Here is a 23,029-nt window from a genome sequence, read left to right as displayed (position 1 = left end):
TTCTGGCCGGGGTCTTTTTTTGTGACCCTACAAGTCCTTGGCAAAGTAATGCAGATGCGGTCGCAACATCGGTTGGTCCTTGTAGGTTGTTGTCTCGATCGGTGTGTCCAGTTCCACAAACCCAAGCTTCGGATACAGGCTGCGCATCTCAACATTCGGGGTCAACGTATCGGCCACCAGCCGTTTCAACCCCATCTGTCTTGCGGCATTCTCTCGCGCCACGATCAACGCGCGCCCGGTTCCGGTGCCACGGGCACTTTCGGTGACAAAGACGCGCTTTAACTCACCGGTCTCTTGATCCAGACGCTTCAGCATCCCGCACCCCACAATCGCGGACTGCCCATCCCGCGCCACGACCAGGCAACCATTGGGTGGCAGGTAATCCTCGGGGCGCGCCCAGAATTCGGCTAAGGCGCTTTCCGGGGCGGATGGATCAATCTCGAACCCCATGGCGCCCATGCGTTCGACAATCAGGTCGTAATATTGCGACAGGATGCCATTCAGCTGATCCTTGGGCGGCAACGCGGCGCAGTTTTCAATTTCAATCATCGGGTCACACCTCGCGGATCAGTTGACCCTGTTGCGGGTGTGACCACAAGCCATTGTTCAATGCGCAACACCGGACGGCCCATGTTTCATCACGTGCCACTGGCCATAGCTGTCGTTCAGATCAAGCTTGATCGCTGCATCCGCCTTGGTCGAAGCGCTACCGATCTCGGCCAGTGTGAATTCGATCCCGCCGGGAATGTCGATCCGAACGCGATGCTCGCCGCCGCCGTGCGGGGCCTGAATTGGACGCCCCGTGGATTGTAGCACATCGCCCACGGTGACCTTGGCCTTGCGCCCTTCGATGTCGATATCGAAATCAATCGGCAGATACAGTGTCTCGTGAACGGTCTTGCACATGGCACGGAAGACGAACCAATGGGTGGCCATCTCATCCGTTTCCTCACCGTGAAACACCTTTTCCAACGCATCGCGCTGCGCGTCCGAGGCGCTGGGATCAATAATCACCTGCATCTCGCCGCCGCCTTCAAAGATCGGGCCGGGCCACGCGTAGATCAGGGCCGCTTTGGTGCCTGCCAGATCAGTGTCGCCGAAATGCCCCTTGGAGACCTCCAGCACTTCGAAACCCCTGCAATTGCCATTGGTGGGTAATTCTTCGAACTGACAGGGGCAGGCGTAGCCGCAGTTGCAATTCCCGAAGGCTTCGCCCTCAACGTACCAATCTGTGAATGCCATCGTAACTCTCCTGATGTGAAAGCCCGATACCTGTCATCACCCGCCCCGATCGCGGCACCATAGCATATTTACGCCAAATCCCGAACCTCCGCGAAAAATCGAATGAGAATGAGAAAGACGCGCGAATGTGTCGAACTTCACAGTCAGAAGGCTTTCGGCATGACAATTTGCGCAAGGGTCGAAAGACCCGCGACCGAGCATGCAGGGCCGACGTCTCACAACCAATAAGTGTGTGCGAAGGAATGGGCCATGACATTAAGATCGTTCAAAGAGCGAGTCATCCAAACATGTAGTTTCGAGGTGGTGGGGATCGCGTTCGTCTCGCCGGTTTATGCGTATATCGCGGGGGCATCGATGGCGCATGGGTTTGCGCTGATTTCCCTGCTGTCCATCGTCATTTTGATCTGGTCGCCCATTTTCAACACGTCGTTCGACTGGATAGAGCGGCACCGAACCCGCCGCCTGGCAAGCGCCCGCCCCCACCGGTTGCGGATCGTCCACGCGGTGCTGCATGAGGTCACCGCGATTATTATTACATGCCCGTTGCTGATGTATTTTGGCGGCTATTCCCTGCAGGCCGCACTGGCTTTCAATCTTGGGCTGACGATCACCTATTCGATCTACACCTATGTTTTTCATATCATTTATGACCGGTTACGCCCCGTAAGACCTGTCTCTGCGGTCGAGGGCACACCGCAATGCGATCCCGGCGCGGCGGTCTGCAATAACATCTGAACAAACCCGCGCTGCTTGTTCGATCACTCCACCCCAATAAGCTGTGAATCGAAGTGAAGCTCGCCTGTCTTTCATTTGCGGCGAGTTTGTCCACATGTGGGTTCACAACCATTTGGAACAAAGGACATGGACATGGTTAAGCGAATTATTCTCGCCTCGGCGGTGCTGGGCCTCAGCGCGTCAGCACCGGTTGCGCAAAGCCTCACAGATGACCTCTACGTCCACGGATTTGCTGGCTACAGCAATTTGCAGGACAGCGATTTCACCGGCACCGTCAATGGTGGCCCGGAATCCGTCGATACCGATTTTGACGGTGGGTTTGGACTGGGCATTGCCATCGGCAAAGAAATCCCACAGTGGAGCAATGACAGCATCGCCACTCGGGTCGAACTTGAACTCTCTTATCGGGACAATGACGTAGACGGAGTGAATTTTTCCGGCAACGGGCCCGCAAGCGAAGTCAACGTTTCGGGTGATGTGACCCAAACGTCCTTGTTTGCCAATGTTCTGGTCGATTTCAAAACCGCTAGCGCGCTCACGCCCTATGTCGGCTTGGGTCTGGGTGTCGCCTACACCGATCTGGATTTCTCATACGGACCGGGTGTGGAGTTGGATGACAGTGACACCAACTTTGCCGCTCAGATCATCGCAGGCGTTGCCTATGATGTCAGCGAAAACACGGCCCTGACACTGGATACGCGCTATTCGCGCGCCTTCGACGTTTCCTCGGACCGTCTGGCCCCGAACGGCGCGTTGACCGGCACCGTCGAAGATGACATCGACGCGTTCAGCATCAATTTCGGCGTGCGCCAAAGATTTTGATCGAATAGGGGAAGTGTTTCTCTCCGGTTTCCCTTCCCCCGCATGTCCGCGTGCTCTATGCACGAGGACATGCGATCTTTCGTCATCCATATGTCCTCTAGTGCCGCGCGGCGACCCAATGCCGAGAAACTTTGCAGCGACCTTCCGAACGCGGAATTATTCGAAGCGGTAAACGGTCGCGACCCGGCGCAGATCGCCGATGTTGCGCTGTTTCCCGGCAATTTGCACCATCCAGAATACCCGTTTAAATTGCGCCCTGCGGAGATCGGGGTGTTCGAAAGCCATCGTCGTCTTTGGCGCAAACTGGTGGACGAAAAGATCGATATGGCCATCATCACCGAAGATGACCTGCGCATTGACCCCATTCGCATGGCCAAAGCGCTAAAGATGTTGGCGGCCTTTGCTACGCCCGAGCACTATATCCGCATTCCCGTAAAACAACGCGAAGTTGCGGCGCAAGTGCTGGCCAAAACCAATGATCAGCGTCTGATCCTGCCAAAGGTGATCGGGTTGCAATGTGTGTGCCAGCTTGTCGGGCGCCGCGCGGCAGAACGGCTTTTGGCCGCAACTGACAAGATCGACCGCCCTGTGGATACGTTCCTGCAAATGCACTGGCTAACCGGCCAACCAATCCTGTCGCTTCAGGGCAGTGGCAATCAGGAAGTGGCTGGCGAAATCGGCGGGTCCACAATCCAGACTCGTCCTCCGCTGGGCGACAAACTGACCCGCGAGTTCAAGCGCGCAGCTTATCGCGCCTATCTGCACAGCCATCCGCAAAAGCCGGCTTGCTGAACGAAAAAGCGGGGCCTGATGCCCCGCTTTGTTGTTTCTTAGCTCGGCGCTTTGGTTTTGCGCAGATAAGGGAAGATCGTTTCGAACTCGCCAAATTTCTCCTTGGCCTCCTCGTTCGACACCGCAGGCGGGATGATCACGTCTTCACCGGGCACCCAGTTGGCCGGGGTTGCGACGCCCTTGCTGCTCATTTGCAGACCGTCCAGCGCGCGTAGGATTTCCGCAAAATTGCGACCCACGGTCATCGGATAGGTCATCGACAGCTTCAACTGCTTGTCCGGGCCGATGATGAACACAGAACGCACGGTGGCACTGTCCGCCGGGGTGCGGCCATCGGGCAGATAAGCTTCGGCAGGCAACATGTCGAAGGCTTTCGAGACCGCAAGCCCGTCGTCGGCAATGATCGGGAAACCGGGATTGGCATTGCCATAGGCCTCGATGTCTTTCTTCCACTTCTTGTGGTCTTCCACACCATCGACCGACACGCCCAAAACCTTGGTGTTGCGTGCCGCCCATTCGTCATTCAGTTGCGCCACGGCAGAAAACTCGGTGGTGCAGACAGGAGTGAAGTCCTTGGGGTGCGAGAACAGAATAGCCCAGCTGTCACCGATCCAGTCGTGGAACTGAATGGTGCCCTGATCCGTTTCTGCGGTGAAATTCGGGACGGTGTCGTTGATGCGCAAGCCCATAATGCGTCTCCTTCTCCTGTTGGTCAGCCTGGCAGGCTGATGCGAATTTAATCACTTTGCGTGTAAGTTAAACCGTTCTTTGAGGGATCGCTCAAAATTCACGTATCACGATATTATCCTGAAATTCAGGAATTCGCCCCAACAAAAACGCGGCGCGCCTGTCTCAGGCCTCGGCCTGCGCGGCCTCATAAGCCAGCATGGCGCGCTTGACGGGCAGGCCCCAATGATAGCCACCTAGCCCGCCTGACTTGCGCAACGCACGGTGGCATGGGATCAGCCAACTGACCGGGTTGCGCCCGACTGCCGTACCCACAGCCCGAACTGCTTGAGGAGACCCCACCCGCTGCGCGATCTCGGAATAGGTCGTGACTTGCCCCGAAGGGATGTGCATCAGCGCCTCCCACACTTTGATCTGTAAAGGGGAGCCGATCAGGTGCAGCGGCGTCTCAGACCGATCGGTACCAAACGACGCCTCGACCCATGGGCGCAGTTTTTCGGCATTCTCGACATAGCAGGCTTTGGGCCAGCGCGAGGTCATATCTTCCATCGCCGCCGCTTCGCCGGTTTCCGCGCCAAAAGCCATGCCGCAGATACCCTTGTTGGTGCCCATCACCAGCGTCGGACCAAATGGGCAGTCGAACCACCCCCAGTAAATCGTCAGGCCATCGCCCTTGCGGGCATATTCGCCGGGGCTCATGGATTCCCATTTCAGGAACAGGTCATGCAGACGGCCGCTTCCGGACAGCCCCACGTTATGCGCGGTCTCCAGCGTGGTGAACCGCTCGTGCAGCAAGGCCTTGGCGTGGCCCAGCGTCAGATATTGCTGATAGCGTTTCGGCGATACCCCGGTCCAGCGTGAGAACAGGCGTTGAAAATGCGCGGGGCTCATGTCCATCTGGCGGGCCAGTTCGTCCAGCGACAGGGATTCGCCGCCCTGATCAATCAGCTCGATCGCGCGGCGCATGACGTTGTAGTGGTATCCGCTTTCGGGGGTCTGGACGTTCATAACTCACCTCATCTGCTGCCCCGGACCATATCCCGCGCGCCACGCCGCCGCGACCCGAAACATGCGCATTGGCTTTGGGCTTGTGTCATGCGCCTGCGGGCGGCATTAAGGCCCGGATGGCAAAGCAACTCGATTACCACACGATCCGCGAGATCTTTACGCGTTTTCAGGACGCCGACCCCGAACCCAAGGGCGAGCTGGATCATGTGAACGTCTATACTCTGGTCGTGGCCGTAGCGCTATCGGCGCAGGCCACCGATGCGGGCGTTAACAAAGCCACGCGCGAGCTGTTCAAAATCGCCGACACACCGCAAAAGATGCTGGATTTGGGCGAAGAGGGCCTGACCGAGCATATCAAGACCATTGGCCTGTTCCGCCAGAAGGCCAAGAACGTCATCAAACTCAGCCGCATTCTGGTCGAAGACTATGGCGGCGAAGTGCCCAATTCCCGTGCCGCGCTACAATCGCTGCCCGGTGTCGGGCGCAAGACGGCCAATGTGGTTCTGAACATGTGGTGGCGGCAACCGGCGCAGGCGGTCGACACCCATATCTTCCGCGTCGGCAACCGCACCGGCATTTGTCCCGGCAAGACCGTAGATGCCGTCGAACGCGCCATCGAAGACAATATTCCCGCCGATTTCCAACTGCACGCGCATCACTGGCTGATCCTGCATGGTCGCTATCACTGCAAGGCGCGCAAACCCCAATGCGGAACCTGTATCATCCGCGATCTCTGCGAATTTGAGGACAAGACCCTATGAAAACCTACCAGCTCACCGGTATCGGAAATGCCGTTGTGGACGTGATCTCCCAGGCCGATGACAGCTTTCTGGAACTGATGGGCATCGAAAAGGGCATCATGCAACTGATCGAGCAGGAGCGCGGCGAAGTGCTGTATGCCTCGATGGAGGGGCGCGTGCAGACGCCCGGCGGCTCGGTCGCGAATACCATCGCGGGTGCCGGGGCACTGGGACTGGATGCGGCATTCATTGGCCGGGTGCATGACGACGCGCTGGGGCGGTTCTATGCGGATGCGATGAACGAGGACGGCGTCGATTTCGTCAACCCGCCGGTGCCGGGTGGCGAGCTGCCGACCTCACGCTCGATGATCTTTGTCTCGCCCGACGGCGAACGGTCAATGAACACCTATCTGGGCATTTCCTCGGAACTGTCATCACAGGACGTGTCCGAGGATGTGTCAGGCAACAGCCAAATCATGTTCCTTGAGGGGTATCTGTTCGACAAGGAAAAGGGCAAAGCCGCGTTTCTTGAGGCCGCGCGCACCTGTCACAAGGGCGGCGGCAAGGCGGGGATCGCCATTTCCGACCCGTTCTGCGTGGAACGTCACCGGGTCGATTTCCTGCTGCTGATCGAGAACGAGCTGGATTTCGTGATCGGCAACGAGGCCGAGATCAAATCGCTGTTCGAAACCGATGATCTCGAGGATGCTCTGGCCAAAACCGCCGCGATTTGCCCTCTGGTCGTATGCACCCGGTCGGGTGATGGCGTCTCGGTTTTGTTCGATGGTCAGCGGGTGGACGTGCCGGTGGAAAAGGTTGTGCCCGTGGACGCCACCGGCGCGGGCGATCAATTCGCCGCTGGGTTCCTGTTCGGTATGGCCACAGGGCGCGATTACGAGACCTGCGCCAAGATCGGCAATGTCTGCGCCCGCGAAGTGATCAGCCATATCGGCCCAAGGCCAGAAGCGAATATGCAGGAATTGCTGCGCGCCGAAGGCTTGCTGTAAGTCGCTGAGTAGCGCCGAGGGCGCCCAGATGACCTTGGCGCAGCTTTTTTACGACCCCGCCGCCGCGTCGTTCAGTGCCCAGTCATAACTATAGGCACTGACACGGGACACATCTTGCAGCCGCGCTTCCAGATCGGGGTCGGCGACCGTTCGGACATAGGTTAGAACCGCCTGTTCGTTCGGTCCGAAATCCTCTCGGAACCAGATGAAGATCTTGGACAGGATCAGCCCGCCATTGTCATTAAACCGCACGCCACGCGGGTCGTTGATATAGGCGTGTTCGGCGGCGGCAAAGTCACGCTCCAGCGTGTCGGCCTGCCAGGCGCGGTCCATCAGGTTGGGGCAGCCCACAGCGGCACAGTTCAGGGCATAGTGAATGCGCGGCTCGTTGAATTCAGGGCGGATGATGCGATGTTCAATCTCGTTCGGGGTCAAGGCCTGCCCCGCAACCGTCACTATGGGCCGGTTCCATGGCCCGATTGACAGCGGCCCGTCCTTGATGTCGCGGATCGAGGCGACGGGGTAGTTCTCAAGGATCACATCCACCGTCACCGCGTTATACATGTTGATCCAATAGGCCAGCTGTTGATCACGGGTCAGCGCCGCAGGGTCCACTGCTTGCAAATCTTCGATATACCCGTCCAAACGTGCTTTGTCTTCGGCCGAGACCTGCCCGTAAGCCATCCGGTTCACCCCCTGCGCATCAGGCGCGACATAGCGGTTCAGAAAGGTGGTCCAGTCGCGGTGATCAACACGCTCTCCGGGCGGTTGGGCGACGCGGGTCAGGGCGCTGTTCGCCAAAGGTTCGGGCGCGGGAAGGGCCAGTCGTTCGACACTGGCACAAGCCGCAAGCAGGGGCAGCAACAGCAGGGTCAGCAGACGTCTCATGAGGCATCCTTTCGGGACTGGCGCAGGGCGCGCATCTGCCCTTTCAGCCGTTTCATCGGAGCAAGCGCCGGATCGCTCAGTTCGGGCAGGTCCGGGCCATTGGACAGACGCGGAACGGCAGCGTTCCACCAGCTTGGACCGGTCGGCCCGTCAATCCGGTCAGGGCTGGCCAGATGCATGTCGCGCTGCGCGTTATGGACACACATCGAAAGCGGCCCGTTCGCCGTAGCCACCATGAACACGCACGAGGCGCAGCGGTCTTCGTCCAACTGATCTGCCGCCATGAAATTGTGAATGAACACCGCTTGCCGCCGCACCGGGCCACGCAGCACGCCATTACCCAGACAAGCGACGCTCAGCCCAAGTTGCCCCAATGCGCGCAGGGCCAGCAGCGGATGTCGTCGGATCATGCGCCCAACCTTGGGGCGAATACGGATATGGGCGTCCTGATTGTCGTCCACCCCTTCCAGCGCTGTCATCACCCGATGCACCAAGCTTTGGTTAGACAATAGCGAGACCGCGCGCCCTCCGGCCGTCAGGACGCTGGCGTAACGGTTGCATTTGGAATGGCCCACAGCCGCCGTGCCGAAATGCAGCGGCGTCCCATAGCCTTCCTCGACCGCGCGCGCGACACTGTCCTGCGTGATCATCTCGGGCCGTTCGCGCAACACGCCGCGCCCGGTATCGGCCTGCATCTGGAACGAGACAAACGCCACCTCGGGTCGATCCCGCAGATACCGCGCCAGCATGGGCAGTTCGTCGAAATTGCCGGCAAACACCGTGGTGTTGAACAGAATACGCAGCCCCAATCCCCGCGCCCGGCGGATATAGGCGCGGCGGACGGTGTTCAGCTCTTCTTCCGAGGTGAACCCCTTACGCTCTTGCGTCATGTCCACATGAAAGGCCACGTCGTTCAGCCCCGCCGCTGCCAACCGCATCAACTTGGCGCGGCTGGCGCGAATCCCGTTTGTCATCAGACAGGACCGCATACCCAAATGGCGGATTTCCCGGCACAGCGCCTCAAGATCCTCGATCTTGCGCAGGGTCGGATCACCGCCAGTCAACTGCACCGATACGCCGGTGCCGTAGTGGCTTTGAATTGTCTTCAACCGAGCAAACAGAACCGACAGAGGAGGGTCATAGGTAATCTCGGCCCGGTCCGAGAGGTAACACAGCGTGCAATCCAGATTGCACCTTTGCGTGACCTCCAGCGCAACGCAAGCGATGGGATAGAACCGCCCCGCCGTTTGCCCGGCATGGTATTCGCCACAGCCTTGCAAACCCTCGCGCAGAGGCGCGCGGCGGTCAGAACCGATGAACTTGCGACCTGCAGGGACGAAGGCGGGGGGGCTGTGCGCGGTATCTCTCATGCGGACCAAGCTAGAGATGCCGTGTGGCCCGAACTATGCCCCCTCACGGCAAGTTGTCGCAGGGTGAGTGAAGCGCGCTCCTACCGCAGAAATGCGCTGAATGCTGCAACCACCTGCGCGTAGACATCGCGCTTGAAGGGTACGATTTCTTCAACCAAGCGTGAGGGCTCCTGCCATTTCCAGCGGGTGAACTCGGGATGATCGGTGTCGATATTGATCTGATCGTCACGGCCCGTGAAACGCAGCAGGAACCATTTCTGCTCTTGCCCGCGATAGCGGCCTTTCCAAATCTTGGGCACGATGTCATGGGGCAGATCGTAGGGCAGCCAGCCAGTAGTTTCGGCCACGACCTCGACCAGATCAGCGGTCACACCTGTCTCCTCCCACAGCTCGCGCAGGGCCGCATCGCGAGGGTCTTCGCCTTTGTCTACCCCACCCTGCGGCATCTGCCAGGCATCGGCGTGGCGGTCATTGCGCTGGCCGACAAAGATATGACCTTGAGCGTTCATCAGCATTAGCCCGACGCAGGGCCGATAGGGCAGTTTGGCGATTTCATCGGGGGTCATGTGCGGCCTCTTTTTCCTGTCACGCCTTGTCTGTATCAAGTGCCGTCAGGACAGCAAAGACCGTGACGCAAGGTTTCGCGTGACAATGTTGACGCAAACATCAATCTAGTCGCCAAACGTAGGGAGAGTTCACCATGACCGCGTACCCAAACATGCTGGCCCCGCTGGATCTGGGCTTTATCACTCTGAAAAACCGGGTCCTGATGGGCTCGATGCATACTGGTTTGGAAGAAACCGGCGACTGGAACCGCGTCGCGGAATTTTATGCCGACCGCGCCCGCGGCGAAGTTGGGCTGATGGTGACGGGCGGGATTGGCCCGAACCTCGAAGGCTCGGTCCTGCCCGGCGCGTCGATGATGACCACCGAGAAGGACGTCGAAAACCACTCCATCGTGACCCAGCGCGTGCATGAGGCAGGCGGCAAGATCGCCATGCAGATCCTGCATGCGGGTCGCTATGCATACGGCCCCAAATGCGTGGCGCCCAGCCCGGTGAAATCGCCCATCTCACCCTTCCCGCCCAATGAGTTGGACGAAGACGGGATCGAGAAACAGATCAGCGACATCGTCAACGCCGCCAAGCTGGCCCAAAAGGCGGGCTATGACGGGGTCGAAATCATGGGATCGGAAGGCTATTTCATTAACCAGTTCCTCGTGACCCACACCAACAAGCGCGAAGATCGCTGGGGCGGCTCGTATGAGAACCGGATGCGCCTGCCGATTGAAATCGTGCGCCGCACGCGCGAGGCCGTGGGCCGTGATTTCATTATCATCTACCGCCTGTCGATGATCGACCTTGTGCCCAATGGCTCCACCCATGATGAGGTTGTCGAACTGGCGAAACGGGTTGAACAAGCGGGAGCCACGATCATCAACACCGGCATCGGCTGGCATGAGGCGCGGATTCCGACCATCGCCACATCCGTGCCGCGCGCAGCTTTTGCGTGGGTTACTAAAAAGCTGATGGGCAAGGTGAGCATTCCGGTGATTACCTCGAACCGGATCAACACGCCCGAAGTCGCCGAAGAGGTTCTGTCCACCGGCTGCGCCGACATGGTGTCACTGGCGCGCCCGATGCTGGCGGATGCGGATTTCGTCGCCAAGGCGATGGACGGCAAATCGGAAAAGATCGCGCCCTGCATCGCCTGTAACCAAGCCTGTCTGGACCACACATTCGGCGGCAAGCTGACCTCGTGTCTGGTGAACCCGCGCGCCTGCCACGAGACCGAGTTGGTGATTGGCAAGGCCGACACACCAAAAACCGTGGCCATCGTTGGCGCGGGCCCTGCGGGTCTGTCCACTGCCATGACCGCCGCTCAGCGCGGCCATAACGTGACTCTATTTGACCGCGCATCTGAGATCGGCGGCCAGCTGAACATGGCCAAACAGGTGCCCGGCAAGGAAGAGTTCTGGGGGCTGGTCGACTGGTTTCGCACCATGATAGCCGATCTGGGCGTGAAGGTTGAACTGAACCGCGAGGTAACGGCTGACGACCTGACCGGCTTTGACGAGGTTGTCATCGCCACGGGCGTCACCCCGCGCGATCCGCAGATTCCGGGGCAGGATCGGGACAATGTGATCGATTATATCGACGTGTTGCGCCACAAGGCCGAGGTCGGCAAATCCGTCGCTGTAATCGGCGCGGGGGGCATCGGGTTTGACGTGTCCGAATTCCTGCTGGAGGACGGCCACAGCATCACCACTGACCTGCCTGCATGGATGAAGGAATGGGGCGTCACCGACCCGGCCGAGCATCGCTCGGGCCTTGCCCCCGAAGGCCCCCAACCGGCGGCACCCGCGCGCGACATTACGCTGTTGCAGCGCAAGAAACAGGCGCATGGCAAGGGTCTGGGTAAAACAACCGGCTGGATTCACCGCGCGACGCTGAAGATGAAAGACGTCAATTTCGTCGGCGGTGTGAACTATGAACGCATCGACGATGATGGCCTGCATGTAAGCTTTGGCGAAGAGCGCGCCGACCCAACCGTGATTGCGGCGGACACGATTGTTCTATGCTCGGGTCAGGTTTCCGAACGCAGCCTCGCGGATGCGCTGATCGAACGCGGTATAACTCCGCACGTGATCGGCGGGGCGGATGTGGCGGCAGAGTTGGACGCCAAACGCGCAATTAATCAAGGCACACGTCTGGCGGCGACTTTTTGAGGCATCGGGCCCGGTTCGCGCCGGGCCTGCGCTACAACGAAAAAATGGCTTTGGTGACACGTTCAACGGTCACAAATTTGCCATCCTCAGATTAACATATGTGTAATGCTGCCGGTAAAACCCCATAGTTTTCGGGTTTGTGGCGAATTTAGAAACCACCGTTTCCACGTTTCCTATCCGCAAACGATCCAGATTAAATCCCTGATATTATCCCATGTCTGCCCAGTTTCCGCCCAGATTGAGCGCCAAGGTCAGTCAACGAACCAAGACTTGGGGTACGAGTATGGACAGACTGACCGAAATGGAAGCCTTTGCCAATGTGGTGGACCAAGGTGGCTTCACAGATGCGGCCAAGAAAATGGGCATCTCCAAATCGGCCGTGTCCAAGCACGTCTCGAGCCTCGAGGCGCGTCTGGGCGCCCGTCTTTTGAACCGCACTACGCGACGCGTATCGCCTACGGAAATCGGTTTGGCCTACTATGACCGCGCGCGCCGTGTGCTGAATGACGCAGGCGAGGCTGATGCGCTGGTGACGTCGATGCAATCCGCGCCTTCGGGCCTGTTGCGCATCAGTGTGGCCACGGATTTTGGCGTGAATCATCTGTCTCCGGTCCTGTCGGAATTCCTGTCAGCCTATCCCGATATCACCGTGAACATGGTGCTGAACAACCGGTATGTTGAGCTGATCTCGGAAGGGTTCGACGTGGCCGTGCGTATTGGTGAGTTGGAAGACAGCACCCTGCGCGCCCGTAAACTGACCGAAACCGTGAAACGGATGGTCGCGGCCCCCAGTTACATCGACAAATATGGCCGCCCCCAAAAGATCGACGATCTGAACGAGCACAAGCTGCTGCATTACTCCAGCCAATCTTCCGGCAACGTGTGGAAACTGACCGCGCCATCAGGCGAAAAGCGTCAGGTCCGTACCGCCGGCTGGCTGAGCGTGAATGACGGGCAGTCCCTGCTGAACGCAGCGATCTCGGGCCTTGGGATCGCGCATCTGCCCAGCTATCTGTACGCTGACGCGCTGAAGAGCGGCAAGGTTCTGGATGCGATGCCGTCGCTGCCTGATGAGTTGCAGGGCGTCTATGCAGTGTACCCTCCGGGCCGTTTCACACAGCCCAAGGTGCGCGCATTCATTGATTTTCTGGTCGAGTCCTTCAACGACAAGGGCCCGATGGATTGGTAATTTCTCCCCGGTGAAGACTGAACGGCCCGCACACAATTGTGCGGGTCTTTTTTTATTCCATGAAGACCGACAGCCCCATGCCCTTGGCAACGGTGCGCAGGGATTGGATCAGGATGTTTTGTCCGAGCAGGGCGGCTTCCCCGCGCCGCGACAACAGCGAGATATCGCGGTTGGCGTTGGGGATCGTCAAAGGGCGCAGACGCACCTCGTCTCGGTAAATACCCTGCCGCCTTGCATAGAGATCGGGCAAAACCGCAGCCCCCACCCCCGAGGCTGCCATTAGCACGATAGAATCCAGTGTCGTGCCCTCGTATTCATCGGATACCACGCCTCCGCATTCCGCCGCCAGCGCATAGACGATCCGGGACAGACGGTGGCTTTGGTCCAAAGTCAGGATCAGACGGTCGCGCAAATCCTCGGCTGTGACCCCGTGCAGATCGCGCGCCAGTACGTCGTCCACGGCCACCCCAATCCAGAGCGTTTCGTTGAACAGGCGTTGTTGCAGCGTATTGGGGTGATCTTCGGGGGTTGAAATGATCATGTCGAACCGGCCGGATTTCAATCCCTGCTCAAGGTCTCGGGTGTTTTCTTCGCGCACGACGATGCGCAATCCGGGCCGTTCCTGGTGCACATGCTTGATGACTTGCGGCAACAGGTAGGGCCCAATCGACGGCAATACACCCAACCGCAGTCGTCCACCGACAGGGGTGTCGCTGGTCATCGCATGGCGCAGGTCCTGTACCTCGGCCAGGATTTTCTGAGCGCGGGCAATGAACTCCTCGCCCCGCGCTGTAACCTGTACCCCGCCCCGGTCCCGTTCAAAGATACGCAAGCCAAGCTCTTGTTCTACCGTCGCAATTTGCGCCGAGAGGCTGGGCTGACTGACATTGAGAACGTCAGCAGCCAGTCCGAACCTGCCCAAGCGACTGACCGTGACGATATATTCCAGCTGGCGCAGGGTGGGTCGCATTTCATAGTTCCAAACTATTCAGTTGTTAGAAAGATAATATTGGGCTGATTCAATTCTGCAAGGCACTAGGCCCCGGACCGCCGGAAAAGGAGCCGTATATGCCCAGCGTCCTAGAAACTCTGTCCAGCAATCTGCTGGTGCCCACCATTTTGTTTTTTGCCTTGGGGCTGGTGGCCGCGTTTGTGCGCAGTGATCTGTCCATCCCGGCGGGCGCGGCCAAGTTCATGTCGCTCTACCTGCTTCTTGCCATCGGGTTCAAAGGCGGAAGCAACCTAGCCGAGCACGGCATCCACATGGACCTGTTCCTGACGCTTCTGGGCGGGGTGGCGCTGTCCTTTGCCATCCCCTTCGTCGCTTTCGGGCTGTTGCGAGTGATGACACGGTTGGACAGCCTGAACGCAGCCGCGGTTGCAGGGCATTACGGCTCGATCTCGATCGTGACCTTCGTAACCGCGACCAGCCTGTTGGACCTTGTAGGACTTAGTCATGACGGGTTCATGGTGGCCGTCGCCGCCGCGATGGAGGTTCCGGCCATTCTGTCCGCGCTGTGGTTGGCGCACCGGTCCAATGGCAGTGGCGTCAAGGATGACGGGTTGTGGCGTGATCTGCTGGCCAACGGCTCCATCGTTCTGCTGACCGGGGCGTTCCTGATCGGGGCTATCACCGGTGGTCAGGGGATGCAGATGATTGCGCCCTTCATCGTGACGCCATTTACCGGGATTTTGTGCCTGTTCCTGCTTGATATGGGCCTGTCGGCGGGGCGCAGCCTGCTGAGCAATCGCGACAAGCTGTCGGTCGGCCTGTTCGCCTTTGGGGTCCTGATGCCCCTGATCGGCGCGATGATGGCCTGGGCCGTGGGCGCGCTGATCGGTCTGTCCGAAGGCAGCCTGTTCCTGCTGATGGTTCTGTCCGCCTCGGCCTCATATATAGCGGTGCCTGCGGCCATGAAAATCGCCCTGCCCAAGGCGGAATCCGGGATTTACCTGACCCTGTCTCTGGGCGTGTCCTTCCCGTTCAACATCACTGTTGGCCTGCCGCTTTATCTTTGGTGGGTGATGTAGGCAGGTCAGTTCACCAGCAGAACCGCCTCAACCCGGCGGTTCTGGTCGCGGCCCTCGGGCGTGGCATTTGAGGTCATGGGGGCCAGATAGCCAATGCCGCGCGCCTCAAGACGGTTTCCGGCAACGCCGTGCTGTTCGATCAACCGCACGCGCACAGCCTGCGCACGCCCCGTACTGACCGAAATGTTCGCCTCGAGCGTACCCGTATCGTCGGTATTGCCCACCAGCGCCAATCGGACGTTGGGATTGTCGGCCATATAAGACGCGATCAGCGCCAGCGAAGGAAACGGGCCTTCGCCCAGCGTGATCTCACCGGTTCTGAAATGCAGGTCTTCAAGGATAACGTGGCCATTCTGTTCCAGTGCGTCCAGTAGCCCGTCTGTCTGCTTCACCGTTTCCTCAACGACCAGAGGCGGCGGTTCGGGCGCGTCCACGGGCGTGACACGGATCATCTGCACATATCCGTCGGGCGGATTGCGGCTGACCAGCAGGCTCAGCGCCTCATCCCCACGGGTGGCCGAGAGAAAGCGATAGTCCTGAATGGCCACGTACATATCCGGGGTGGGCACGACCTCGGTTCCAAAACGGAAGTCGAAACCGCCGCAGGTGATCGCCTCGCATTCGAAGACGATGTCAAAGCCCTGATCCATGATCTGTTGACGCAGTGGGGCCAATAGCTGCAACGTGGTGCTGGACCCTGATTGCAGGCGCCATGTCAGGCGCTCGACGCGGCCCTCGACTGTGAGGGCAGGGACTTTGCCAGTCGCGAATCCGCCGGTGGGCAAGTCATAGCTGTCCAGCGGACTGACTCGTTCGCTGACCAGTCGCGAACCCGACGGCAAGGCCACATCCTGCGCCAACGCAGAACCAGCCAGACATAGCGATATCAGGCCCGCGCGCAGGATCATCGGGCCTGCGCGAAATAGGCGTCGTTTGGCACCATCGCCGTGGCGCTGGCGACCCGGTTCGACATGTTGAAAAAGCCGGCCACATTGACAATGTCCCAGATATCACGGTCGCTGAAACCCGCATCACGCAGGTTTTGGCGGTCCGGTTCTTCAATCTCAGCGCTGGCATGGGTCATCTTGGCCGCGAAATCCAGCATCGCCCGCTGCCGCGCATCCAGTGGGGCGACGCGATAGTTCATCGCCAACATCTCACCCAGTTGGGGATCACCCGACATCTGCCGCACGGCTGCCCCATGCGCCACAAGGCAATAAAAGCACTTGTTGATGGCCGAGACGACAACCGCAATCATCTCACGTTCCAGCTTGGTGATGCCGCTCTCGGCCAGCATCAGATCGTTGTACATGGTGGTAAAGGCATTCAGCTTGTCTATGTCAAAGGCATAGGCCCGCAACACATTGGGCACAAAGCCCAGCTTCTCCACACAGATATCGAAATACCGCTGGGTTTCCGCTGGTAGGGGATCGACCATCGGCAGGTTCAATGCAGTCGGCAGAGAGGGATCGGTCACGTCAGGTTTTTCTCCTTAGATAAGCTGACGGTAATGGTATTCTCCGGCGATCTCCATCCCCAGCGCATGATAGAGACCATTGGCCCCATCATTGACCTTGGTGCAAATCACACTGAGCGTCCGCGCCCCCTGTTCTTGCGCCCAGAAAGCCGCCGCTCGCATTGCCCATTGACCCAGTCCATGACGGCGGTGTTCCGGCAGGATTTCCAACGCGTGGACCATGGCGACATCATCGTGGATAGCGACAAACGCCGTCCCGGCCGGTTTATCCACGCGGCGCATCAGCAGTCCCGTTTTCGGCCCCGGCGCGCGTTCCATGACCGCAAGCCGTTCTGGGCCGATGCCGCTTTTGGCCCAGATCTCGACCATGATGGCCAGCGGGTCCCAGATGGCAAAGGCAGTCACCCGCGGAACAGGGATATCGGTCAGATGCGCCACCGGGCAGGTGTAGATGTTGACCGGGTCCAGCACGTCGTACCCTCGGTCCGAGAGCTGCCGGTCCAACGCCTCGTCCCCCGGTCGCAGGCAAAAGATGCGTTTCTGCCCCATCGCCAGCATGGCGGCTTCGGCGGCGTCGATCTGTGCGTCAGACGCGGGTCCTCGCGCGCTGGCAGCCGAGACGCGCGAGCCACCGCCCTGCCCTTGACGCAGTTGGAACGGGCCCTGCTGCGTGTACTGCGCGGCGGGCCATGTGCCGTCGACGATGTTGGCCCAATCGGTCAAAGCTCGAACTCTTTCGCCAACCGTGTGACCGCTGCATCAACTTGCGCCCCGTCGGTGCCGCGCACCACGATATTCGCGCCAAAGGCCCCGTTGATCTGAAACGGATAGCTGCCAATGGCCAGATCGGGAAAATCCGCAGCCAACGCTGCCAACGGCCCCGCGATATCGCCCTCGCCCCGATGCACGCGCAGGGTCTGCGACAAAAGCGGGCTGCCGCCGGTCAGGCCGGGCAGCACACTGGCCACCATCGCCTGAAAGACCGAAGGAACCCCGGCCATGACATGCACATTCGCAATCGTGAACCCCGGTGCGGTCGAGACCGGGTTGTCGATCAGCGTGGCCCCATCCGGGATGCGCGCCATGCGCAGGCGGGCCGGGTTCAACTCCAACCCGGAATTCTTGTAGTGCGCTTCAAGCAAAGCGCGCGCGTCGGCACGGATATCAATGGCCGCGTCAAAGGCACGCGCGATGCAATCGGCGGTGATGTCGTCATGGGTCGGCCCGATACCACCGCTGGTGAACACATGGTCATGCGCTTGGGACAGCGCCTTAACGGCGGCTTCAATCGCCGGGGCGTCATCGCTGACGATACGCACCTCTTTCAGGTCGATGCCCTGTTTGGTCAACTCGCCCGCCAGAAAATGCATATTGGCATCGCGCGTGCGGCCCGACAGGATTTCATCTCCGATCACCAGCATTGCAGCGGTTGGATTGGCCATGGCGCATACCCCCTCTTGATCGACCGTTGGGGCAGGTATAGGCCCTAGGCCATGCGATTTGAAACCCCTCTTGTCCCCGCCCGCCTGATCCGGCGCTACAAACGCTTTCTGGCCGATTGCACGCTGGAGGACGGGCGCGAGGTAACCGCCCATTGCGCCAATCCCGGCTCAATGATGGGTCTGGCCGAGCCAGGCCAGAAAATCTGGTTGGAGCCCAATGACGACCCCAAGAAAAAGCTGAAATATGGCTGGCGGCTGGTCGGCCACGAAAATGGGCATTTTACCGGGGTAGACACATCGCTACCAAACAAGGCCCTGCGCGCGGCGTTACTGGAGCGAGAAATCCCGGCGCTGGCCGCCTATGAAACCATCCGGCCCGAGGTCAAATACGGCGAAAACAGCCGCATCGACTTTCTTCTGACCCAACCCGGCCTGCCCGATGCCTATGTCGAGGTCAAAAGTGTCACTCTGTCCCGCCAGCCCGGTCTGGCCGAATTTCCCGACAGCGTCACCGCGCGCGGCACCAAACATCTGGGAGAGCTGGCCGCAATGGCAGCACAAGGCCACCGGGCGATCATGCTGTATCTGGTACAACGCACCGACTGCGACCGCTTTGCTCTGGCTGCCGATATCGACCCGGCCTATGCAGCCGCGTTCGAGGCCGCACAAGGGGTCGAGCGGCTGATCTGCGGTACCACGATCACGCCCGAAGGGGTCTGGGTCGACACCGACAAGATCTGGCACGTCGACGGTCGCCCTTAGTCAAGAATTTGGAAGTCGCCCAGATAAGACCCCGTGTCGGGGCTGAACGCCTGATAACCACCGCTTTCTGTCCGGCCCACGGTCGCGCACAGCTTTGCCCCCTGCCGGAACGCAGCCCATTGGCTGCATATCGCGTCTTCTTCAAGCCACCACGCGCCTGTGTCCTGCCCTAAACGAGGCACCAGCACCGCGAACTGGCCATCGCGGTCAATTCGCGCCGAGCCCGAGATGTGGAACCGTTCGAATGTGATCCTCCGATCCTGCGCCAAAAGCGCGGCCACATCGGTCGCGGACAGCATCTGAACCTCTTCCCGACATCCCACAAGGGTCAAAACTGCAAGGATCAGACCCTTTTTCATATTCACCATCCTTTCCGAGCCACACATGTCTGTACCGGCTTTCTGCACTTGCGCAGATCACAAGATCGCGCGCAAATTTACTTTTGACACGCCATGATTTAAGATCATAACCCATACTGAAGGTTGAATTTCCAGGCTTTGCGCCTCATCTGAACCATCGATCCCGCCGCGACCGGACGCCCTCTGGTACTTTCTGCACAAGCAGCGTAAAAGGAGCGCTGCGCGAAACATTTGGAGCCTCGCACCGATGAAAGAACATCGTGGCCGTCTGACCAAGGACGGTATCCGCATTTACGAACAGGGTGACTTTGCCGGGATGCACGCGGCAGGGGCCTTGGCTGCGCGGATATTGGATGACATCGCCCCGCATGTCTTTCCCGGCCAAACCACGGGCGCGATTGACGGGCTGATCACCCAGATGGTCGAAGATGCGGGCGCGACCTCGGCAACCATCGGCTACAAGGGCTATCAGCACGCCAGCTGTATCAGCGTCAATCACGTGGTCTGCCACGGCATTCCTGGCGATAAACGTCTGAAAGAGGGCGATATCCTGAATATCGACGTCACGGTCATCGTGGATGGCTGGTTCGGCGACACCTCGCGCATGTATGTGGCCGGAAAACTGCCCCGCAAGGCTGAGCGTCTGATCCAAGTGACCCATGATGCCCTGTTCAAGGGGATCGAGATGGTTAAACCCGGCAACACTTTCGGTGATATCGGCCACGCTATTCAGGCCTATGTCGAAGCGCACCGTATGAGCGTTGTACGCGATTTCTGCGGTCACGGTCTGGGACGTGTGTTCCACGCGCCGCCCAACGTGCTGCATTACGGCCGCCCAGGCACCGGCGCTGTGCTGGAAGAGGGCATGTTCTTCACCATCGAACCCATGGTCAATCTGGGCCGCCCCGAGACCAAGACGCTGGCCGATGACTGGACAGCTGTGACCCGCGACAAGTCTCTGTCGGCGCAGTTCGAACATTCGGTTGGCGTGACGGCAAACGGGGTTGAGATTTTCACCCTGTCGCCGGGTGATATGTTCCACCCGACCTATTCGTCCTGATCTTTGGCCTGATCGCGTAGAAGCTTCAGCAAAAGGGTCTCGTCCCGCCACGGGATGACGGCGTCATGGATGAAAACCGGTGCGCGCAGCGGTTTACGCTCGGGGCCGGTGGCCGAGTCTGTGGCGGCATCCTGCTTGGGTGCCCAGAACAATGGGGGTAATGCGCGATCCATGCTGAAACCCTAGCATGTTTTGCGATCAGAGTCCCAAAAGCTCGGGCAGTTGTGACATCTGCGTGAACACCTCGGCGCCCAAGGCGGACAATCCCGCGCCGTCATCATGGGAGGCATAGGCCAGACAGCGCATCTCGGCCCGGATCGCGGCAGTGACGCCATTTTCGCTGTCTTCGATGACAACCGGGCGGACAGCACCAAAATGCTGCGCTGCGGTCAGAAACAGGGTCGGGTCCGGCTTGGCGGTCCCCATTACCTGGGCCGAAAACATGACGTCTTTGAATCGATCCCAAAGCCCGTTCTGGCCCAGCGTGATCTGCATTTTCTCGGGGCGGCCATTCGAGGCCACGCAATAGGGAACACTGGCGGTCTCCAGCCGCTGCAACACGTTCCGAACACCGGGCACCAGAGGCGTTCCGGCGCGCAAGGCGGCGTAAACCTCGGTATAGATTTGCTCCACCCAGTCGTCGGGCAGGTCCGCCCCAAGGTTGCGCGCCTGTTGGTGGACGCCGCTCATGGTGCCGCCTACGAACAGAGACATGCATTCCGACAGCGACACATGCAAATCGTAACGTGCAAGGTTGTCGACCAGAACCTGATTGGTCAGCCTTTCGCTGTCCACCAGAACGCCGTCACAATCGAAGATGACCAGATCATGCATCGGCGCGGTCCTTCCACATCAGAGTGATATGCGTGTCGCCGTATTTGCGGGCGTCTTGCAGGATGAACCCCTCGGGCGGTTGCATCGGCGCGTTCTCCTCCCACACAATCAGCGCGTCGTCCGCGAACCACCCTTGGGTCAGAGCCGCGATGGCCTTCTGGCCCATCGACTTGCCATAGGGCGGGTCGAGGAAGAGCAAATCATAAGGCGCGTCGGTGTTTTCACCCAGCCGGGTCGCGTCGCGTCGGATTAGCTGGGTGCGGTCTGCACTGCGGGTCAGGTCGATATTCTTTCGGATCAGACCCTGCGCTACGCGCCCGTCATCCACGAAGGTCACATGGGAAGCACCACGCGACAGTGCCTCAAGCCCCAGCGCACCAGTGCCAGCAAACACGTCCAGCACGCGCAGCCCGTCAAAATCAATCTGATGGCTGAGGACGTTGAACAGACTTTCGCGCACCCGGTCCGTGGTAGGCCGCAGATGCGCCCCCGAATCGCCTTTGCCGACCGAGGCCAGGGCTCGGCCTCGGAAATCTCCGGCGATAATCCTCACGCTTTGAGCAGCGGTTTCAGGTCCGCAGTCGGGTCGGCTACCACGGCGGGATCGGCGGTCTTGCCCGCGTCGATCAGGCGTTTGCCGACCATATAAGCACGAGGGTCGTTCATCGCGTCCACCGCAATCAGTTGATCGCCTTTGTAGTACCAGAAGGACACGGTTGCGCCCTCACCTTGCCGGGTCACGACGCGGTCATAGCCCGTGTTCAGACCCGCGATCTGCAGCTTGACGTCATACTGGTCGGACCAGAACCACGGTGTTGCAGTGTAATCCTTGGCCGCGCCCAGCATGTTCTGGGCCACGATCTCGGCCTGATCAATGGCGTTGGGCACGCTTTCCAAACGAATGCGCCCTTCGCCATGCGGGAAAGACGCACAATCGCCTGCCGCCCAAATCGACGGATTGGATGTGCGGCCATGGGCGTCGGTCTTGATACCGTTCTCCAGCTCCAGCCCCGCCATCTCTGCCAGTTGGGTCGCGGGCGCGATGCCCACGCCAACCACAACGAAATCAACGGCAATCTCGGTACCATCGGTCAGAACCGCGCCCACCACCTTGCCATCCTCGCCCAGCAGACGGTCCAGCCCGACGCCTTCACGGATATCGGCACCGTATCCGGAATGCAGCGCGCGGAAGTAATCGCTGGTCTCAGGTGCAGCGACCCGTTGCAGGATTCGGTCTGCCATCTCGACCAAGGTCACATTGACGCCGCGCTTGGCGCAAACCGCAGCCGCCTCGAGCCCGATATAGCCACCGCCCACGATCAGCGCGCGGGCGCCGTCGGTCACGCGCGGCTCCATCTCGTCGATATGGGCCAAATCGCGCACCACATGCACGCCTGCCAGATCGCCACCAATCGAGGCAGGCAAGCGGCGGGGGTCAGACCCGGTGGTCAGGGCCAGTTCGTCATAGGAAATGACTTCATCACCCAGCCACACGGTCTTGGCTTGCGGATCAATCGCGGTCACACGCTGACCCAGACGCAGGGTGATGTTGTTCTCGGCATAAAAGCTCTCGGGGCGCAGGAACAGGCGCTCCAGCTCCATCTCGCCCAGCAAATAAGCCTTGGACAGGGGCGGGCGCTGATAAGGCAGATGCGACTCGGCCCCGATCAGGGTGATGTCCCCTTCAAACCCGTCTTTGCGCAGCCGCGCCACCAGCGATGCACCCGCCTGCCCGGCACCGATCACGACAATATGGCTCATCTTCCCCTCACCCTGTCGAATTCCCGTGGTCTCCTCCACGCGACCACCTATATTGCGGCTAAGCCCGACTCTGCAAATCCAAACGACAGGAGCAC

Annotated in this window: 27 protein-coding genes; 10 read left to right on the top strand and 17 right to left on the bottom strand. The window is 59.8% G+C overall.

The features are described from left to right. Positions 1-27: 27 nt before the first annotated feature. A complete protein-coding gene (locus ACR0DB_RS08630; RefSeq protein ID WP_170772818.1) occupies positions 28-549 on the bottom strand; it encodes a GNAT family N-acetyltransferase in 522 nt (173 codons plus the stop codon). A 57-nt stretch (positions 550-606) separates the two neighbouring features. After that, on the bottom strand, positions 607-1,242 hold the full coding sequence (locus tag ACR0DB_RS08625; protein WP_170772820.1) for a DUF1326 domain-containing protein: 636 nt from the start codon (positions 1,240-1,242) through the stop codon (positions 607-609). A 249-nt stretch (positions 1,243-1,491) separates the two neighbouring features. Between ACR0DB_RS08625 and ACR0DB_RS08620 the strand changes: the two genes are divergently transcribed. The 3 genes from ACR0DB_RS08620 (at position 1,492) to ACR0DB_RS08610 (ending at position 3,591) form a co-directional block, all read left to right on the top strand. Further along, positions 1,492-1,977 carry a PACE efflux transporter gene (locus tag ACR0DB_RS08620; protein WP_480550155.1) on the top strand — a complete coding sequence of 162 codons (486 nt, stop codon included), beginning with the start codon at positions 1,492-1,494 and terminating at the stop codon, positions 1,975-1,977. 132 nt (positions 1,978-2,109) lie between these two features. Next, positions 2,110-2,799, top strand: coding sequence for an outer membrane protein (locus ACR0DB_RS08615; protein WP_170772824.1), 690 nt, complete (start codon positions 2,110-2,112; stop codon positions 2,797-2,799). A 69-nt stretch (positions 2,800-2,868) separates the two neighbouring features. Next, a complete protein-coding gene (locus ACR0DB_RS08610; RefSeq protein WP_480550153.1) occupies positions 2,869-3,591 on the top strand; it encodes a glycosyltransferase family 25 protein in 723 nt (240 codons plus the stop codon). Positions 3,592-3,629: 38 nt separating this feature from the next. Here ACR0DB_RS08610 and ACR0DB_RS08605 read toward each other — a convergent pair whose 3' ends face one another. Both ACR0DB_RS08605 and ACR0DB_RS08600 read right to left on the bottom strand, forming a co-directional pair. Further along, complete coding sequence (locus ACR0DB_RS08605; protein WP_170355987.1) at positions 3,630-4,280, bottom strand: peroxiredoxin; 651 nt, start codon at positions 4,278-4,280, stop codon at positions 3,630-3,632. Positions 4,281-4,443: 163 nt separating this feature from the next. Continuing rightward, on the bottom strand, positions 4,444-5,286 hold the full coding sequence (locus ACR0DB_RS08600) for a bifunctional helix-turn-helix domain-containing protein/methylated-DNA--[protein]-cysteine S-methyltransferase (RefSeq protein WP_480550151.1): 843 nt from the start codon (positions 5,284-5,286) through the stop codon (positions 4,444-4,446). 116 nt (positions 5,287-5,402) lie between these two features. Here ACR0DB_RS08600 and nth point away from each other — a divergent pair, with 116 nt between their 5' ends. Together nth and ACR0DB_RS08590 are read left to right on the top strand one after the other, a co-directional pair. Then, a complete protein-coding gene (nth, locus tag ACR0DB_RS08595) occupies positions 5,403-6,047 on the top strand; it encodes an endonuclease III (protein WP_170772829.1) in 645 nt (214 codons plus the stop codon). Continuing rightward, a complete protein-coding gene (locus ACR0DB_RS08590; RefSeq protein WP_480550149.1) occupies positions 6,044-7,033 on the top strand; it encodes an adenosine kinase in 990 nt (329 codons plus the stop codon). Before nth ends, ACR0DB_RS08590 begins: the two co-directional genes overlap by 4 nt. 48 nt (positions 7,034-7,081) lie before the next feature. On the opposite strand, the gene ACR0DB_RS08585 is transcribed toward ACR0DB_RS08590, so the two are convergent. The 3 genes from ACR0DB_RS08585 to ACR0DB_RS08575 all read right to left on the bottom strand — a co-directional run bounded on the left by ACR0DB_RS08585 (position 7,082) and on the right by ACR0DB_RS08575 (position 9,857). Then, on the bottom strand, positions 7,082-7,921 hold the full coding sequence (locus ACR0DB_RS08585) for a DUF547 domain-containing protein (RefSeq protein WP_480550147.1): 840 nt from the start codon (positions 7,919-7,921) through the stop codon (positions 7,082-7,084). Continuing rightward, entirely contained in the window at positions 7,918-9,291 is a 1,374-nt protein-coding gene (locus ACR0DB_RS08580; protein ID WP_480550145.1) for a radical SAM protein, read from the bottom strand. Before ACR0DB_RS08580 ends, ACR0DB_RS08585 begins: the two co-directional genes overlap by 4 nt. 80 nt (positions 9,292-9,371) lie before the next feature. After that, the gene (locus ACR0DB_RS08575; protein WP_480550143.1) at positions 9,372-9,857 is read right to left on the bottom strand and encodes an RNA pyrophosphohydrolase; all 486 of its coding nucleotides are present in this window, start codon (positions 9,855-9,857) and stop codon (positions 9,372-9,374) included. A gap of 134 nt (positions 9,858-9,991) precedes the next feature. Here ACR0DB_RS08575 and ACR0DB_RS08570 point away from each other — a divergent pair, with 134 nt between their 5' ends. Both ACR0DB_RS08570 and ACR0DB_RS08565 read left to right on the top strand, forming a co-directional pair. Then, a complete protein-coding gene (locus tag ACR0DB_RS08570; protein ID WP_480550141.1) occupies positions 9,992-12,019 on the top strand; it encodes a 2,4-dienoyl-CoA reductase FMN-binding domain-containing protein in 2,028 nt (675 codons plus the stop codon). 283 nt (positions 12,020-12,302) lie between these two features. Beyond that, positions 12,303-13,208 (top strand): LysR family transcriptional regulator, encoded by a 906-nt coding sequence (locus tag ACR0DB_RS08565; protein WP_170772843.1) that lies wholly within the window; start codon positions 12,303-12,305, stop codon positions 13,206-13,208. A 52-nt stretch (positions 13,209-13,260) separates the two neighbouring features. On the opposite strand, the gene ACR0DB_RS08560 is transcribed toward ACR0DB_RS08565, so the two are convergent. After that, a complete protein-coding gene (locus ACR0DB_RS08560; RefSeq protein WP_480550139.1) occupies positions 13,261-14,178 on the bottom strand; it encodes a hydrogen peroxide-inducible genes activator in 918 nt (305 codons plus the stop codon). A 98-nt stretch (positions 14,179-14,276) separates the two neighbouring features. Here ACR0DB_RS08560 and ACR0DB_RS08555 point away from each other — a divergent pair, with 98 nt between their 5' ends. Next, positions 14,277-15,239, top strand: a complete 963-nt coding sequence (locus tag ACR0DB_RS08555) for a sodium-dependent bicarbonate transport family permease (protein ID WP_480550137.1) — start codon at positions 14,277-14,279, stop codon at positions 15,237-15,239. Positions 15,240-15,244: 5 nt separating this feature from the next. Here ACR0DB_RS08555 and ACR0DB_RS08550 read toward each other — a convergent pair whose 3' ends face one another. Genes ACR0DB_RS08550 through ACR0DB_RS08535 form a run of 4 tightly spaced genes read right to left on the bottom strand, consistent with a single transcriptional unit; the run spans position 15,245 to position 18,158 of the window. Then, positions 15,245-16,147, bottom strand: a complete 903-nt coding sequence (locus ACR0DB_RS08550; RefSeq protein ID WP_480550135.1) for an OmpA family protein — start codon at positions 16,145-16,147, stop codon at positions 15,245-15,247. Next, positions 16,144-16,716 (bottom strand): peroxidase-related enzyme, encoded by a 573-nt coding sequence (locus ACR0DB_RS08545; RefSeq protein WP_170785162.1) that lies wholly within the window; start codon positions 16,714-16,716, stop codon positions 16,144-16,146. Before ACR0DB_RS08545 ends, ACR0DB_RS08550 begins: the two co-directional genes overlap by 4 nt. Positions 16,717-16,731: 15 nt before the next feature. Beyond that, a complete protein-coding gene (locus tag ACR0DB_RS08540; protein ID WP_480550133.1) occupies positions 16,732-17,439 on the bottom strand; it encodes a GNAT family N-acetyltransferase in 708 nt (235 codons plus the stop codon). Beyond that, on the bottom strand, positions 17,436-18,158 hold the full coding sequence (locus tag ACR0DB_RS08535; protein ID WP_170785166.1) for a competence/damage-inducible protein A: 723 nt from the start codon (positions 18,156-18,158) through the stop codon (positions 17,436-17,438). The genes ACR0DB_RS08540 and ACR0DB_RS08535 overlap by 4 nt, the downstream gene beginning before the upstream one ends. 51 nt (positions 18,159-18,209) lie before the next feature. Between ACR0DB_RS08535 and sfsA the strand changes: the two genes are divergently transcribed. Beyond that, a complete protein-coding gene (gene sfsA, locus ACR0DB_RS08530) occupies positions 18,210-18,920 on the top strand; it encodes a DNA/RNA nuclease SfsA (RefSeq protein ID WP_170785168.1) in 711 nt (236 codons plus the stop codon). Here the strand turns inward: sfsA and ACR0DB_RS08525 are convergent. After that, positions 18,917-19,279, bottom strand: coding sequence for a hypothetical protein (locus tag ACR0DB_RS08525; RefSeq protein WP_170785170.1), 363 nt, complete (start codon positions 19,277-19,279; stop codon positions 18,917-18,919). The two genes, sfsA and ACR0DB_RS08525, sit on opposite strands and share 4 nt — an antisense overlap. Before the next feature lie 247 nt (positions 19,280-19,526). On the opposite strand from ACR0DB_RS08525, the gene map reads away from it, so the two are divergent. Beyond that, positions 19,527-20,339: a type I methionyl aminopeptidase gene (gene map, locus ACR0DB_RS08520; RefSeq protein ID WP_170772862.1), complete on the top strand. Its 813-nt coding sequence runs from the start codon at positions 19,527-19,529 to the stop codon at positions 20,337-20,339. Here map and ACR0DB_RS08515 read toward each other — a convergent pair. The 4 genes from ACR0DB_RS08515 to ACR0DB_RS08500 are packed head-to-tail and all read right to left on the bottom strand — an operon-like array spanning position 20,327 to position 22,934. Beyond that, on the bottom strand, positions 20,327-20,512 hold the full coding sequence (locus tag ACR0DB_RS08515; protein ID WP_170785172.1) for a hypothetical protein: 186 nt from the start codon (positions 20,510-20,512) through the stop codon (positions 20,327-20,329). The two genes, map and ACR0DB_RS08515, sit on opposite strands and share 13 nt — an antisense overlap. A 25-nt stretch (positions 20,513-20,537) precedes the next feature. Beyond that, positions 20,538-21,173, bottom strand: coding sequence for an HAD family hydrolase (locus tag ACR0DB_RS08510; protein WP_170785174.1), 636 nt, complete (start codon positions 21,171-21,173; stop codon positions 20,538-20,540). After that, positions 21,166-21,726, bottom strand: a complete 561-nt coding sequence (rsmD, locus tag ACR0DB_RS08505; RefSeq protein ID WP_170785176.1) for a 16S rRNA (guanine(966)-N(2))-methyltransferase RsmD — start codon at positions 21,724-21,726, stop codon at positions 21,166-21,168. The genes ACR0DB_RS08510 and rsmD overlap by 8 nt, the downstream gene beginning before the upstream one ends. Further along, the gene (locus tag ACR0DB_RS08500) at positions 21,723-22,934 is read right to left on the bottom strand and encodes an NAD(P)/FAD-dependent oxidoreductase (protein WP_480550129.1); all 1,212 of its coding nucleotides are present in this window, start codon (positions 22,932-22,934) and stop codon (positions 21,723-21,725) included. The genes rsmD and ACR0DB_RS08500 overlap by 4 nt, the downstream gene beginning before the upstream one ends. Between the last annotated feature and the right edge of the window lie 95 nt (positions 22,935-23,029).

The sequence above is a fragment of the Ruegeria sp. AB6 genome, from assembly GCF_056542685.1.
Note: the sequence above shows the minus strand (reverse complement) of the source record. Positions and strands in the feature narration are given on the sequence as shown.

Excerpts from the sequence above, each read along its gene's own strand:
- ACR0DB_RS08585 (WP_480550147.1), bottom strand. The coding sequence starts at position 7,921 with ATGAGACGTCTGCTGACCCTGCTGTTGCTGCCCCTGCTTGCGGCTTGT.
- ACR0DB_RS08620 (WP_480550155.1), top strand. The coding sequence starts at position 1,492 with ATGACATTAAGATCGTTCAAAGAGCGAGTCATCCAAACATGTAGTTTC.
- ACR0DB_RS08610 (WP_480550153.1), top strand. The coding sequence starts at position 2,869 with ATGCGATCTTTCGTCATCCATATGTCCTCTAGTGCCGCGCGGCGACCC.
- ACR0DB_RS08625 (WP_170772820.1), bottom strand. The coding sequence starts at position 1,242 with ATGGCATTCACAGATTGGTACGTTGAGGGCGAAGCCTTCGGGAATTGC.
- ACR0DB_RS08615 (WP_170772824.1), top strand. The coding sequence starts at position 2,110 with ATGGTTAAGCGAATTATTCTCGCCTCGGCGGTGCTGGGCCTCAGCGCG.
- ACR0DB_RS08570 (WP_480550141.1), top strand. The coding sequence starts at position 9,992 with ATGACCGCGTACCCAAACATGCTGGCCCCGCTGGATCTGGGCTTTATC.
- ACR0DB_RS08535 (WP_170785166.1), bottom strand. The coding sequence starts at position 18,158 with ATGGCCAATCCAACCGCTGCAATGCTGGTGATCGGAGATGAAATCCTG.
- ACR0DB_RS08555 (WP_480550137.1), top strand. The coding sequence starts at position 14,277 with ATGCCCAGCGTCCTAGAAACTCTGTCCAGCAATCTGCTGGTGCCCACC.
- ACR0DB_RS08525 (WP_170785170.1), bottom strand. The coding sequence starts at position 19,279 with ATGAAAAAGGGTCTGATCCTTGCAGTTTTGACCCTTGTGGGATGTCGG.
- ACR0DB_RS08510 (WP_170785174.1), bottom strand. The coding sequence starts at position 21,173 with ATGCATGATCTGGTCATCTTCGATTGTGACGGCGTTCTGGTGGACAGC.
- ACR0DB_RS08605 (WP_170355987.1), bottom strand. The coding sequence starts at position 4,280 with ATGGGCTTGCGCATCAACGACACCGTCCCGAATTTCACCGCAGAAACG.
- nth (WP_170772829.1), top strand. The coding sequence starts at position 5,403 with ATGGCAAAGCAACTCGATTACCACACGATCCGCGAGATCTTTACGCGT.
- ACR0DB_RS08600 (WP_480550151.1), bottom strand. The coding sequence starts at position 5,286 with ATGAACGTCCAGACCCCCGAAAGCGGATACCACTACAACGTCATGCGC.
- ACR0DB_RS08575 (WP_480550143.1), bottom strand. The coding sequence starts at position 9,857 with ATGACCCCCGATGAAATCGCCAAACTGCCCTATCGGCCCTGCGTCGGG.
- sfsA (WP_170785168.1), top strand. The coding sequence starts at position 18,210 with ATGCGATTTGAAACCCCTCTTGTCCCCGCCCGCCTGATCCGGCGCTAC.
- map (WP_170772862.1), top strand. The coding sequence starts at position 19,527 with ATGAAAGAACATCGTGGCCGTCTGACCAAGGACGGTATCCGCATTTAC.
- ACR0DB_RS08590 (WP_480550149.1), top strand. The coding sequence starts at position 6,044 with ATGAAAACCTACCAGCTCACCGGTATCGGAAATGCCGTTGTGGACGTG.
- ACR0DB_RS08580 (WP_480550145.1), bottom strand. The coding sequence starts at position 9,291 with ATGAGAGATACCGCGCACAGCCCCCCCGCCTTCGTCCCTGCAGGTCGC.
- ACR0DB_RS08560 (WP_480550139.1), bottom strand. The coding sequence starts at position 14,178 with ATGCGACCCACCCTGCGCCAGCTGGAATATATCGTCACGGTCAGTCGC.
- ACR0DB_RS08550 (WP_480550135.1), bottom strand. The coding sequence starts at position 16,147 with ATGATCCTGCGCGCGGGCCTGATATCGCTATGTCTGGCTGGTTCTGCG.
- ACR0DB_RS08630 (WP_170772818.1), bottom strand. The coding sequence starts at position 549 with ATGATTGAAATTGAAAACTGCGCCGCGTTGCCGCCCAAGGATCAGCTG.
- ACR0DB_RS08515 (WP_170785172.1), bottom strand. The coding sequence starts at position 20,512 with ATGGATCGCGCATTACCCCCATTGTTCTGGGCACCCAAGCAGGATGCC.
- ACR0DB_RS08500 (WP_480550129.1), bottom strand. The coding sequence starts at position 22,934 with ATGAGCCATATTGTCGTGATCGGTGCCGGGCAGGCGGGTGCATCGCTG.
- ACR0DB_RS08565 (WP_170772843.1), top strand. The coding sequence starts at position 12,303 with ATGGACAGACTGACCGAAATGGAAGCCTTTGCCAATGTGGTGGACCAA.